Consider the following 12,824-nt stretch of genomic DNA (forward strand, 5'->3'; position numbering starts at 1 on the left):
CATGCGGCCCACGGCCGGGTCGGGACCGTCGAACATGTCGACGCCAGGGGACGTCTCCAGGTGCTCGATCGTGCCACCGCTGGCCTCGATCTCCGCGACGACCCGGGCCGGGTCCAGCCGCCGTACCAGCGGGGCGGGGTCCGGCGGCGGGGCGCCCGGCAGCGTGGCGGCGAACTCCAGGAACATCCGCTGCCCGTGGCGCAGTGTCATCGCCCCCAGCCGGAACAGGTTGGCGCGGGCGGAGTCCTCCAGGCAGCCGAGCAGCTGACGAGCGTAGAGGTGGTGCGGGTCGCGGGCCAGGTCGGTGCCGAGGATGAGCACGCGGCGCAGCTCGTTGAACATCGTCTGGTCCGACTTCGCGCCGGGGATCCGGCGGGTGCGGACGAAGGACCGCCGCGAGTAGTCGACCGCCCACACCGGGTGACCGCGCTCGGCGAACCAGCGGGTGTCACGGCCGGTGCCGGCGCCCAGGTCGGCGACCTTGTCACCGGGAGCGAGCTGCGTGCCGACCCACTGGGCGAAGTCGGACGGCCCCTTGGGGACCTGCTGGGCGCGCTGGTCGTAGACGTCGTTCCACAGCGGCAGCACGTCGCGGAAGCGTCGCAGCCAGCCGCTGAGCTTGGCCACGCCGTGCGGGTTGTCGCGGTAGACCCACGAAGGGTCCGGGACCCGCCAGTGCGGGCCGTAGATGAACTCCAGCATCGCCTCGGAGTGCTTCGGCGCCGGGAACTCCACGCCCTCGAGGGTCACGGTGCCGAGGGGCAGCAGGTGGGCGTCGACGTCGAAGGCGCCGTTGCGGTTGCCGAGCTGGTAGAAGGTCCCGTTCACCGTGAACGCGCCGAAGATGTCGATGTGGCACTTCGAGCCGTTCGACAGCGTCCGGACGACCTTGATGTCGGCCCCCGACATGCGGGTGACGGTCCAGCCCTGCGCCCGCACGACCCGCTCCATGTCGTAGCTCTCCCGGATGATGTCGACCGGGATCGAGTGGTTGCTGTAGTAGCAGAGATCGACGTCGGAGTCGTGCCCGATCATCTTGCCGTTGCGCACGGCGCCGAGCAGGGCGCCGTAGCAGAGGTAGGCGTCCGCGCCACACTGCTCGCGCAGCACCGTGAGCACCTCCAGCGTGGCCTCGAGGAGCTCCTGCTTGATCTCCTCCGGCGTCTCGTGGAAGGCGCGGCCGAGGTGACCCATCTTGTCGACGGAGAGCGGGGCGCCCTGCTTGTCGACGACGGCCACGCGCTCGGTGGAGGTGCCGAACCGGTGCTCCTCGTCGTGCCAGATCTCCTCGCCCTCGACGTCCTGGAGCCGGATCTGCACGACACCGTCGAGGAAGCGCACCAGGTTGCCCGGCCACGGCACGAACGTGCCCGCGTCGCGCGGCCGACCGTCACGCGCGGGCGTGAACGACCACAGGTACCGACCGTCGAAGAGGACCGACACCGGCACCGCCGGCGGGTCCGGGAGCCAGATGCCTTCCTCGGTGATGACCGTGGAAGCCACGGGAGCTAGATGGACTTCCGGTACTGGGCGAGCACCTCGGCGACGCGCTCGTCGTCACGGTCCTGGATCGGGATGAGCAGCTCGGCGACCACGTCGGACAGCTCCGCGACCTTGCGGTGCAGCTGACGGTCGGCCTCCAGCTGCCGCTCGAGCTCGAGCACGCGGCCGCGCAGGCTCCCCTCGAACGCCTTGGACCCGCGCACCTTGTCGCGGACCTTGCGCGCGAAGGCCTTCGGCTTCCCGCCCTTGGCCATCGATGGGGCCATCAGTTGCTCTCCTTCGTGTGCCCGGTCGTGTGCCCGGTCGTCGGCCCGGTCGGCCAGCAGACTCGCATCCGAGCCACCGCCGGGTCTGGATTATCGAACATGTCGACGCCGGGAGCGACCTCGAGGTGCTCCACCCGGCCGCCACTGCGACCGATCTCGGCGGCGATGAGGTCCGGGTCGACGCGCCGTACGAGCGGCACCGGCTCCGGGAGCCGCGCCCCGCGGTGGGGTACGGCGAACTCCAGCCACATCGACTCCCCGCCCCGCAGGACCGAGCGGCCCAGCCGGAACAGGTTCTCCCGCGCCGCCTCGTCCAGGCAGCCGATCAGCTGGCGTGCGTAGATGTGGCGCGGGCTGCGCGAGAGCTCGGCCACCAGGTGGAAGACGTAGCGGGTCTCGTTGAGGATGGCCTGCCGGGCGACGACGGCCGGGCCGACCTTGGCCCTCCGCTTCGCGGCCCGGACCTCGACCGCCGAGCGGCGGGAGTAGTCCGAGGCGAGCACCTGGTGGCCCTGCTGGGCCAGGTAGATGCTGTCGCGGCCGTTGCCCGCGCCGAGGTCGAGCACCGCCGCGCCCGGCGGGAGCTGGCCATGGACCCAGGCGGCGAAGTCCGATCCGGTCCTCGGCACCGGGGAGGACGGCCCGGCGGTGTCGCGCAGGGTCTCGGTCCAGTCCCCCATGCGGTGGCGGAAGCCGCGCAGCCAGCCGTCGAGGCGGCGCATCGCGTGCGGGTCGGCGACCGGCGTGAAGGCCGGGTCCGGCACCCGCCACGACGCGCCGTACCAGTAGACGAGCATCGCCTCGGGGCGCCGCGGTGCCGGGAACTCGAAGCCCTCCAGGTCGACCGTGCCGAGCGGCAGCAGGTCCCCGAGGTCGAGCCGACCGCTGCGGTTGCCGAGCATGTAGAAGGTCTCGCCGATCACGAACGAGCCGAAGATGTCGATGTGGACCCGGCGGCCGTCGCTGAGCGGCCACATCACCTTCAGGTCGCCGCCGGACATCCGCAGCACGTTCCAGCCCAGCGCCTTGAGCTCACGCTCCATGCGGAACGTCTCGCGGATGATGTCGACCGGCGCGGTGTGGTGGGTGAAGTAGCAGACGTCGGTGTCGGTGTCGTGGGCAATCATCGCGCCCTCGCGGACCGCGCCCAGCAGCGCGCCGTACCCCAGGAAGGCCTCGACACCGAACCGCTCCCGCAGCTCGCGGATGACGGTCTGCGTGCCTGCGAGGATCTCGCGCTTGATCTCGTCGGAGGTGGCGTCGAAGGAGCGGGTCAGGTGGCCCATCTTGTCGACGTGGTACGGGTGGCCGTGGTCGTCGACGAACCGCAGCCGCTCGTCGCTGGAGCCGAAGCGGTGCTCGGTGTCGCAGTAGACCTCCGAGCCGTCGAGGTTCGCCAGCCGCACCCGGGTGGTGCCCTGGAGGTAGGACAGCAGGATCCGCGGCCACGGCACCGACACGCCGGCGCGGCTCAGCGTGCCGTCGGCCTCGGGGGTGAAGGACCAGACGTGCTGGTCGTCGAAGTAGACCAGCACGGCCGGACTGTCGGCCCGCAGGCCGCTGACGAACAGGCCGGCGTCGTTGATCGCGACCCGTCCCTCGGTCGCGCGGGCCGGCAGGGCCGGTCGGGTCACGAGGCCGCTTCGCCGCCGCGCGCGAGATGCTGGCGCAGCGCGGTGCTGGAGGTCTGGATCGAGTAGGGGAAGTACACGACCTCCACGCCCACCTCGGCCATCGCCTTCTCCAGCCGGTCGCCCTTCGGCGTGCCCTTCCAGTCGTCGCCCTTGATGAGCCGCTGGAACTGCACGTCGCGCCAGGCGTCGCGCTTGTCGGTGGTCTGCTCGACGTAGACCGCGTCGACGAACCGGATCGCCTCGACGATCGCCACCCGCTCCTCGAGCGGGACGGTCGGCCGGATGCCCTTGGTGAGCTCGCAGACCTCGTCGGAGACCACGCCCGCGACGAGCACGTCGCAGCGGCGGCGGGCCTGGCGGAGCATGTTCAGGTGGCCGACGTGAAAGAGGTCGAAGACGCCCGGGACGTAGCCGACGATCTCGCTCATTCACTGGTCCTGTCTTGGCGGAATTCTTCGATCAGACTAGGTGACGTCCGAGACCGCGTCACAATCGTTCCCGTGGATCTCCCCGTCGCACCACCGGTGCTCCCGATGCTAGCCAAGGCGGTCCGTGGGCTGCCGAGCGACGTGCCGGGCGCCTCGCCCGAAGGCGGAACGGTGCTCTTCGAGCCGAAGTGGGACCGTCGTTGATGGGCGGTTGTACGTAACATGCACGCTCAGCCGCTTCTGATTAGGTTTCGCAAGCGAACATGATCGGTAGAAGGGTCCGCTTCCCGGCTTCGTCAGCGCGCAGGAAACTGGCGCGCTCTCGGGCTTGACAGTGCAGCAGATCCGCCGGCTGGCCGAGGCGGGCGCGATCAGCCGCGTAACGCGCGGACTCATCGATCGCCAGTCGGTCGAGCGCTACCTCGCATCTGGGCGCAGAGGTCGAACGCGCGTATGGGCCGAGACAACGGCCTGGGGCGCCATTGCTCTGCTCTCCGGGCAACCCGCCGAGTGGCTCACCTCAACCCAAACCTCTCGGGTCCGCTCAACCCTGCGCACGACGCAGGACCCGCGCGAACTCGCGGCTCGCCTCCGCGGCCGACCGACTCTCTCGACCTATGCCGGCGACTCCACCGCAGAGGCTGTGATCCACGAGCTACTCGACAACCCGGACGGGCTGGGGCCCTACTGGTCGGCACCCATCCTGACCGCCTCGACTGCTACATCGCCGCCGACGAACTCCCTCGCATCGCCCGCATCCTCGAGATGCGCCCCGACCCCGATGGCACGATCACGCTCAGATCGACCTCGTTCGACATGACCTGCATCCGCCTTCTGAGCGAGGCGAGCCATGTGCTCGCGGCCTGCGACGACGTTGCCGCCATGGACCAACGCCTACGCGCTGGTGCCGAATGCGCGCTCGGCGTCGCGCTTCAGGTCGTTTCTGGGTGATCCGATCACGGGTCTGTGGTCGGGACTCCGTCGCGGACCACGGTTGACTGCCCAGGTCATCAAGTTGTGCGGCCAGTGGCTGCACGCTCTCTCCGCTCCGACGAGATGCCAGTGCGAACACTGGCCACCTTCCACAGACATCATCCCGTCAGGATCTGGTAGGAGACCTGGCCGTTGGCCCGGATTGCGTCGGGGACAAGCGCCCACGCCGAGTGTGTATCGTCGGCCAATCGCCGCGCCATGCGGAGGCGTTGTCGGTCTTTCCGCGTGAGCTGGTCAGCGAGCACGAACGGGTCTTCGACCAAGCTGAGCAGCAGGGCGAGGTCACGGTAGTGACGTCCGGGATCGGCGAGACCTGTTGCTGCAGCTTTGCCGACGATGGCGGCGAGGAGGGTGGGGCGAGGCAGGCTTCCGTGCCGTCCCTCGTGAACGATCGTCACCAGCTCGGTGCGGTCGAGTGCCTGCGTGCCTCCTGGGACTTCGACCGTTCGGCCTGGCGGGCTCGTGAGCAGGTTTGCTCTCGCCCCGACTCCCTCGGGTGCCAACACGTCGATGACGACTGGACTGGGTTCCGCGTCGCGCTTGTACCTGTGCGCAAGCTCGTCTGCGCTGATCCCGTCAAGTACGAACCCCATCTCGTCTAACTGGGCAACGACGGCGCCGATCGCCCTCGGGTCGGCCCGGATGTCGGCGATCACGTCGCCATCCTGACTGACCTGCGGCGGTTCGTGTCCATGCTCAAGCACGTGGAGGAGGACCATCTGGCCTCCGATCACCGACCAGGGTGGGGCTAGACGCTCCTGGAGGTCCAACAGGACATGCCAGAGCTCGTTGACCGGCGCAGGGAGCGGCGGCAGTTCGATCGTCACAGTCATCTGCCCATGCCCCTGTGTAGGTCCTTGAGTAGTTCGTTCAACCGCAACTGCCCCGCGCGGACTGCTCGTGGTTCGGCGCTGTGGAGCAGGTCCGCGGCGATGGTTGCGTCTGGGACCGCGTCGCGGCCTTCGAAGGGCCACACGAGCATCGGGTGGTGGATGATGAGGTTGGCGTCGTGGCTTGGCCGCAGGGCAAGGCCGCGAGCAATGTGACCCCACTCTTTGATCGGCATATAGATCTCCGGCCTCGGCTCCCCGGCTGCGACGAGGTCGAAGCCGCGTCGAACCGCCTCCGCGGACCCGGCTAGCAGTACGTGGTCGAACCGGTCGAGTCGCGCTAGGGCTGCGGGGTGGGCTTGGACAGGTCGCAGCTCGCTGCGACCGCGAAGGATGGCGCGCCAGTCGTCGGCGCTCGGCTCATCTAGGCGGGCTGCATACGAGCGGACCTGGCTGCGTTCAGAGTAGGAGAGCCAGGGAGCACTGCCGCCGCTCAGGATGTCGATGATCGCCCATGCGCGCTTGGGCCCGACGGGTCGGCCCGGTCGTCGCTGCTGTCCTTGGAGTCGGGCGATGTCGTCGGCGTCAACCAGCCAAGCCCGACCGATTCGCCGCCCGTTCAGGTCGCCGGCAATCAGGAGTTGTCGGATGCGTGACTCGCTCACTCCGAGGCGCTGCGCTGCGTCCTTGACTGCAATGTCCATGCTCACCACCTTTAGGAAAGGCTAGCGCTAGCAATAGGGTTTTCTAAAGGGCGAGTCGTCTGCGACGGCTGGTTGCGCAGGAGGGGAGAGCCTCCGTACCCGACACACGTTGTCGACCAGCCGACAAGAGGACCCACGCTCAGCGGGAGCGGCGACGACCGCTCGGCTCGTTACGAGCAGCCTGAGACCTCGGGCCAGAACAGCGGTTCGCCGAGTTGCCAGCGACCGCGGCTGATCTCGATCACACACGACTGCCCGCGGAGCAAACTACGGACCTGCTTCTCGGCCTGCGGGACCCGGAGTAGCGACGGTGACGCGGCGATCTCGACTGCAGACAGCCAGTTGGAGCGCGATGTAGCCAAGATCTGAAGCGTCGCCCGGCGCAACGCTGCATCGACTCCGCGCTCTTGCATCAGCACGGAGAGGTCTGGCTTGGGTGCATAGACGCGATCGAGTTTCGCACCGGCTTCGGCGTACTCCAACGCGACAGCTCCTCCGAATGCCGCCAGGCCTTTGAGCGCGTGGACCATCCGCCGGCGCTCGCTCGAATCCAACTTGTGCAGTTGGTAGCCGCCAACGCCTGCCACGCCGGCCAACAGCAGGCCCTTGAGCCACACCGGTACTCCACGGGTGGTCAGCGCCGCGAGACCGATCAGCCCGCTCCGCAGCGCATCAACGAGGACGATGGTTGTCTGCAATCCTAAGGCGATCGTGCCGGCATCACCGCCCGCTGATAGTGCGTTCTTCCATGCGCGTAGCTCGTCGTTGTGTCGGCGTTCGCCATAGACGGCGGTTGTCGCCGGGCCGTCCTCGCTTAGATAGAAGGCGCCCAGGATCAAGGCCAAGGTGGCCGACGGAACGTCGTCGGGATCCTTTGCACGCAGCGCAGCGAGACGCGCCTCTTCGGCCTGGGTCATGAGGCCCTCGGGCGGGCTCGGGATCAGATGCAACAAGGGCGCATAGTCACGGACCCAGACGTCGGTGAACCTGGCAGCGTCGACCTTGCCTTCGTTGCTCCACCGTTCGTGATGCTTGAGAACTTCGCAGGCGACATGTCCCGCACAGAACAACCGGAACAGGCCGGCACGCGCGACATTGACCAACGTTGTTCGCCTGCCGGTGCGGCAGGCATATAAGACGTCTTTGCGCAGCACGTTCGTATCCACCACGATCGCCGGCACGGGCACGATCAGAGCGGAAGGGAACCGGCCAAAGATGTCGGCTCCCTCGACCTCTTCGTCGGACCGCTGATGATGTATGGATCCGAGGGCAGCACGCAGCGCGTCTCGGGCCCGATCCAGCACGGCCTCGAGGTCGTCACCTTTGCGGCGCATGCCTCCGCTGTGATCGCCCAGCTCGTCGAGTTGCCCCACGTCAGAAGGTTCCCATAGGAAGCCGGCCGCTCCAGTGGAATCGAGAAGCTGCCTAGCTTCTTGCGTGACGTCCTGCTTGCGGGCCGTCGTACTGGTCGCGGAGGAGCCTAGCGACCGGGAAGCGACTGACCCTCCGGCGCTGGCGAGAGTTCCCCGACGTGCGAAGCGAGTAGTGCCTTCAGGTTGAGGGCAATCTGGTCCTCCGCTTGCGATATCTCGGTGCCCCATGAGGCGGCCAGCAATCTGATGGCGTCCGCGACGTCACGCGGCACGACGGGTCGATCCTTGTGCGTTGCGAACGGACCATCGGTCTCTGTGAGCACGCGATCTCGCGGAAGCATCGCCACCAACTCACGGCTCTTCGCTGTCACGAGCATCGGCGCTCCCACGCTGAACCAGCAACCCTGCTCGATGGCTGCCTCCGCTTGGCGGACGGTGCCTGTGAACCAGTGCAGCACGGGGGTCCCTGCATAGGGCTGGGCGCGTAGCGCATCGAGCACTGGCTTGACAGCGCCTCGGCTGTGGATGGAGAGAACGCGTCCTCCGGAATCGGCGCACGATCGAAGGATGTGGGCGAACACATCGACCTGTGCCGTTCGCGACTGGGCGAAGCGCGGGCTGCCGTCCAGTCCGATCTCTCCGACGAATGGTGTCGTGGCTACGAGCTGGTCAAAGAGAGCCAGCTCGTGACCGCGTTGCTGTGCTAGTTCCGGGTGCAGACCCAAGGCCGTTCGGATCATGGGCCGTTCAGTTGCCAGGGTCGCTGTGCCAGCGAACGCGGAGGGTGTCGTCGTCACTGACAGCACTGCTACCTGCTCCTGCTGCGCCGCGGCAGCGGCGGCGTCAGGGTCGGGATACAGGTCCAGATGGCAGTGGAAGTCGATCATGCTGGAGGCGGGGCCTGTTCAGGTGACGTTGTAGTGGTCGTGCAGCTTGCCGAGCTCGACAAGACCGGCGTGCAGCATGTCCCTCACGGCTTCTCGTTCGTCCAGGGGGACCCACGATAGAGAGCCTCCCACCCAGTAGGCGAACCCGTCCTCTTCCACGGTCAGTCGAGCGATGGCTACGGCTCTCACGTCGTCGAAGGCCGCGTGGCCTTCGTCCTTGCGGCCCAGATCGTCGAATACGTAGTCGGTGCCGTCGGGCTGGTCCCAGGCCAGGAATGCGGCTCGGCGGACCTGGCAAGGAAGGCATCGCCCGCAGTGGCGGTAGTTGTAACGCTGGAAGCGCCCACAGCTTGTGCTCACGTGCGCGAGTTGAGCGAGCAATTGCTGGTCCTGGCACTCGGCCAGCATCTGTCCCTTGGTGCGCAGTCGATACGGATTGATGAGGCGTACGTTCAACCCGGTTGCGTCGAGCAGCTGCTGCAGGAGTCCCAGGAAGCGGGGGTGAGCGGTACGTGTGCTGAGGCTTCCCACTCGCATGGGCGTCAGCGGCGCATTGATGGCGATGAAGCCGTTCTCGTTGACGAACAGGTCGACGGGTGCTCCGTCGGGGCTGCTGATCGTCGAGGCGACAAGTACCGCATAGGCGATGAAGATGAGCGAGCGGACGCGCTGGCTTGTCTCGTCGGGGCCAGCGATGGCACGAGTGTTCGTGCTGTGGTTGAGCTGAATACTTGGCAGGTTGGCGTCGAGACGGGTAGCGAAGCTCTCCTGCTTGGCTGCGTCCCCGCGAACGGTTTGGCTGACGAAGAAGGGCTTCTTGCCGGCTCGGACGAGATCAATGCCGCCAATGAGGCTGTCGAGTCCGCCGGAGAGTAGGGCGACGCAATCGGCTTCTGGCGCGGTCGGGGCTTTCGGCGTCTTGAAGGGGACGGTCGCTGTGGTGGTGATCTCGATGTCCCAGATGTCGGTGGTGAGGAACTCGAGCGCGCTGGTTAACAGCGAGAGGTGGGGCCGCCAAGCATTTGGGTCGGCTAGCGCGAGGTCGAGGCTGATCTCGCGGGTCCAGCCGTCGGGGCTGTTGCTACGAAGGGTCGCGGCGTCCGCGACGATGGCGGCCAGGGCGATGGAGAGGAAGTCCCAGGCGCGGACGCTGGGCTTGAGGTTGGCACGTCGGACTTCTTGAATAATGGAGGCACCAGCCGTGAGGCCGTGTGCATTGCCCGGCCGGGCGTACAGCTCGATGGGTGTTGAGCCATTGGGTACGTGGCCCTTTGTGGCGAAGGCGGCTCCGATGGGGCGGACGGTGTACTTCATGCCAGATATCCCTCGAAGACGGCCAAACTTTCGGCGAGTGCGTGTGCGACGGTGGCCCGCACGTTCGCCGTGGTCATCCGTTGGCCCGCCTCGCGCAGGCGTCGGAAAGACTCGGCGATCGTTTGACGAATGTAGTTGCGGACCTGCTTGAGCCGTGCCAAGCCGATGGTGGCGTTGGGCGCGTTGTCAAGGAGGTGCTTTCCGACGTCGAGGCTGAATCGTCGGTATACGTCGTGGGCCGCGTAGCGCTCGATTACGAACTCGCGCTGCTGGTCGTTCAGATTCAGGACGTCGACATCGGTGTGGTCGCGCAGAAGGTCTGAGAGCGCGCTGCGGATCGCCTCGCGCGACGCTTCGGCATCCTGGGTGCCGTCTTGGGGTCGAGCGGCTTCGACGACGGCGTCGATGACCTCGTCTGCGGACTTGCCTTGCAGAAGGGCACGGTCCAAGCTCGGATCGGCGTTGCTCGGGTCGAGGGCTCGGCTAAGCGATCTGGCGGTGGTCGAGATCGACCCCAGCCGGCGCGACATGGTGCTCGAACCGCCATACCCGGTGCTGACGTAGTGCCCGATGCCGCGGCGCATGCTCACGGCGTCACCGTTCTTGGCGAACGATGCGAGGTTGCGTCGCGCGCTCACGAAGCGTCGATCCGGTGCTAGTGGATCCGGGTCATAAGGCGGCGTGAGGCCGGGCAGGGTCTCTGGCTCAGGTACGGGTGTTTCCTCCGGCGTTGCGGGATCGATGGCGTCTGGCAGCGGTTCGGCCCACGGTGGGACGAGAGCGACGTTCGGCCCGGGGCCAGTACTACTTTGCGATGTTCCCATTACCCACTCTTTGCGCGATGGCCGCCTTCACGGGCGGCTCGATGTCTGGGCTGGTGGACCAGGCCTGCATCAGGTCGCTTGCCCACGCTTGCCCGGAGAGCCGGGGAATGAGATCGGGCTGGATCTGGGCGGCTGGACGGGCACCGAGGAAGCCAGCCAGGCTTCCGCTCAAGCTGGGAGCGACCTGGACCATGACCAGCAGGGCTTCGAGAATCTCTGGTACGCCCCATTGGTCGATGGGGCGAGCGATGTCGAGGAGTCGGTCGAAGATGCGGGCTCGCTCGGGTCCGTTGAGCGTTCCGAGACGATCGGTTAGCGCTGCCGCTTCGCCAGGGTGTTCCTTGAGCGCGTTGAGGAGCTCGACGGCGGTCGAGGACATGCCGTCCTCCACCGTGAGGATGGGCAGATGTTCGCGGCTGACGTAGAGCGCGCCCCGCATGTCGATGTCCGCTAGCCGGGGCGGCAGCGCGAGCCACTCCTTGGGAAAGCCTGTTGCCCACCTTTCGGGAATGGGGTCAGGCCCGGACGCCGCCATGGCATCGCCCTTGGCGGCGACCTTGTCGGCTTCCGCTTCCGTGGCCCCAGCACCTGAGGATCCGGCACCTGGAGATCCGGCGCGCTGCTCCCCGTCGACCAGATCACCAGAGGCATCCACGCTTCTTGAGTCGGGGTCTGAATCGGAGCCACCGGGCTCCCATCCGTCAAGCACGTGCGGTTTGCCGTCCACGCTGTTCGTGATGCTGGTCGCGAGCTCCCGATAGAGCTCTGGCGGCGCGAGGCGTTCGAAGAGCAGCAACTTCGCCAATGCGGCTTCGTCGACGAAGACCCCTTGGTTCTTCGCCACGGCCATGCGCACCGAGAGGGCGTTGAGGAATCGTTTGACCAGCCGAGGGTTGCCGGCGATGCCGCTCGCGGTCGCCATGATGGTGGTCAGGCGGTCAGCGGTGTCGAGCTGGGCAACCAGCTCGGTCGGTAGGTCGATCCCGAGGTCCTGGATGAATGCGCGGTCGATGCGCAGCCCTTGCCAGGTCTTCGCCAGCCGCTCGCAGACGGCAACGCGGATGGTCTCGCGATCTTCTTCCTCCAGGGTGCTGTTGTGCACGTAGAGCATGAACATGTAGGCGCGGACTTCTTGGGTGCCCAACATCGGGACACGGATGGGGATCTGGATGAGCTTGTCGAAGTAGTTGGTGACCAGGGCGTCGTCTGGCTGGTCGAAGTGCTTCTTGACCGCGTGCTTGATCATCTGGTCGTCGGCAGCGATGACGAAGGCAGTGCCGTCCAAGAAGAGGAACAGGCGGATGGCCTCGAGCGTCGAGACGGCCGTTTCAGGCAGACATCGGTCGAGATCGTCGATCAAGACCACGAGGGTGACGTCGAGCTCGGAGAGTGCTGCGACGAAGGAGTCGCGTAGCGCCTGGATCCGTTGTCGGGGGCTCTCGTCCTGTGCAGCCTTGTCCTTCAGGAGTCCCTTGGCTTGCTTGGCACCTTCAGTGATCGCACTTTGTGCGTCTTCGATCAATGCATCGTCGATGCCATCCTTGCGCCCCCGAGCGAACAGGGCGCCAAATTGGCCGATCAGTCCGACCGGTGGCAGCCCGAGGGCCAGTGCGGCCGCAGAGCCTGCGGTCAAGTTCGCGAACCTGAACCAGTCGATTCTTCGCAGGAAGTCCTGGGTCTTCTCGATCCCGGTCTTGCGCTCCTGGGCAACTTCGGCAAGCTTCACCGCGATCGCTTCCATCAGCGCTGCTCGGGCGTCGTCGTAGCCCTGGTAGAGCCAGGCGTTGAAGGTGACGAAGATGTACTGCGACTTGAAGTCGCTTTCCTTAACGCCAGCCTTGTGGGCCCGTTCCTGTTCGCGGCGTTCGAGTGCTTCCTTGGTGAGCATCACCAGTGAGGACTTGCCGACTCCCCAGGCCCCCGATACCCCAATGGACAGGGGCTTGCCTTGGGCCTGTTCGATCAGTTCTACCACCGAGTCGGCGACGGTCGAGAAGTTGATGAAATCGATGTTCGTCTCGGTGTCGGCCCACACGGCCACGCCCTCCGCTCCCAGGCCCTGGGATCG

The 12,824-nt window shown here is 66.7% G+C and carries 13 protein-coding genes; 2 read left to right on the top strand and 11 right to left on the bottom strand.

Going from position 1 to position 12,824, the window contains the following annotated elements; genetic code table 11:
- The 4 genes from VGE38_RS07500 to VGE38_RS07515 form a co-directional block, all read right to left on the bottom strand.
- Positions 1-1,503 (bottom strand): LicD family protein (locus tag VGE38_RS07500; RefSeq protein WP_331141909.1); only part of this gene is annotated, 1,503 nt, incomplete at its 3' end.
- Between the two features lie 5 nt (positions 1,504-1,508).
- Positions 1,509-1,769: a DUF6752 domain-containing protein gene (locus tag VGE38_RS07505; protein WP_331141910.1), complete on the bottom strand. Its 261-nt coding sequence runs from the start codon at positions 1,767-1,769 to the stop codon at positions 1,509-1,511.
- A complete protein-coding gene (locus VGE38_RS07510; RefSeq protein ID WP_331141911.1) occupies positions 1,769-3,403 on the bottom strand; it encodes a LicD family protein in 1,635 nt (544 codons plus the stop codon). The genes VGE38_RS07505 and VGE38_RS07510 overlap by 1 nt, the downstream gene beginning before the upstream one ends.
- Positions 3,400-3,831 carry an FAD synthase family protein gene (locus VGE38_RS07515; RefSeq protein WP_331141912.1) on the bottom strand — a complete coding sequence of 144 codons (432 nt, stop codon included), beginning with the start codon at positions 3,829-3,831 and terminating at the stop codon, positions 3,400-3,402. Before VGE38_RS07515 ends, VGE38_RS07510 begins: the two co-directional genes overlap by 4 nt.
- A 72-nt stretch (positions 3,832-3,903) precedes the next feature.
- Here VGE38_RS07515 and VGE38_RS07520 point away from each other — a divergent pair, with 72 nt between their 5' ends.
- Entirely contained in the window at positions 3,904-4,035 is a 132-nt protein-coding gene (locus VGE38_RS07520) for a hypothetical protein (RefSeq protein WP_331141913.1), read from the top strand.
- Positions 4,036-4,596: 561 nt separating this feature from the next.
- Complete coding sequence (locus VGE38_RS07525; RefSeq protein ID WP_331141914.1) at positions 4,597-4,782, top strand: hypothetical protein; 186 nt, start codon at positions 4,597-4,599, stop codon at positions 4,780-4,782.
- A gap of 140 nt (positions 4,783-4,922) precedes the next feature.
- Here VGE38_RS07525 and VGE38_RS07530 read toward each other — a convergent pair whose 3' ends face one another.
- The 7 genes from VGE38_RS07530 to VGE38_RS07560 all read right to left on the bottom strand — a co-directional run bounded on the left by VGE38_RS07530 (position 4,923) and on the right by VGE38_RS07560 (position 12,791).
- Positions 4,923-5,657: a hypothetical protein gene (locus VGE38_RS07530; protein ID WP_331141915.1), complete on the bottom strand. Its 735-nt coding sequence runs from the start codon at positions 5,655-5,657 to the stop codon at positions 4,923-4,925.
- Positions 5,654-6,358, bottom strand: a complete 705-nt coding sequence (locus tag VGE38_RS07535; RefSeq protein ID WP_331141916.1) for a helix-turn-helix domain-containing protein — start codon at positions 6,356-6,358, stop codon at positions 5,654-5,656. The genes VGE38_RS07530 and VGE38_RS07535 overlap by 4 nt, the downstream gene beginning before the upstream one ends.
- Positions 6,359-6,528: 170 nt before the next feature.
- Positions 6,529-7,731 (bottom strand): PIN domain-containing protein, encoded by a 1,203-nt coding sequence (locus tag VGE38_RS07540; RefSeq protein WP_331141917.1) that lies wholly within the window; start codon positions 7,729-7,731, stop codon positions 6,529-6,531.
- A 107-nt stretch (positions 7,732-7,838) separates the two neighbouring features.
- On the bottom strand, positions 7,839-8,618 hold the full coding sequence (gene qatD / locus VGE38_RS07545; protein WP_331141918.1) for a Qat anti-phage system TatD family nuclease QatD: 780 nt from the start codon (positions 8,616-8,618) through the stop codon (positions 7,839-7,841).
- A gap of 18 nt (positions 8,619-8,636) precedes the next feature.
- A complete protein-coding gene (qatC, locus tag VGE38_RS07550; protein ID WP_331141919.1) occupies positions 8,637-9,932 on the bottom strand; it encodes a Qat anti-phage system QueC-like protein QatC in 1,296 nt (431 codons plus the stop codon).
- Complete coding sequence (gene qatB / locus VGE38_RS07555) at positions 9,929-10,570, bottom strand: Qat anti-phage system-associated protein QatB (protein WP_331141920.1); 642 nt, start codon at positions 10,568-10,570, stop codon at positions 9,929-9,931. The genes qatC and qatB overlap by 4 nt, the downstream gene beginning before the upstream one ends.
- 166 nt (positions 10,571-10,736) lie before the next feature.
- Complete coding sequence (locus VGE38_RS07560; protein ID WP_331141921.1) at positions 10,737-12,791, bottom strand: KAP family P-loop NTPase fold protein; 2,055 nt, start codon at positions 12,789-12,791, stop codon at positions 10,737-10,739.
- Positions 12,792-12,824 lie beyond the last annotated feature (33 nt).

This window comes from Nocardioides sp., from assembly GCF_036405735.1.
Classification (GTDB): Bacteria; Actinomycetota; Actinomycetes; order Propionibacteriales; family Nocardioidaceae; genus Nocardioides.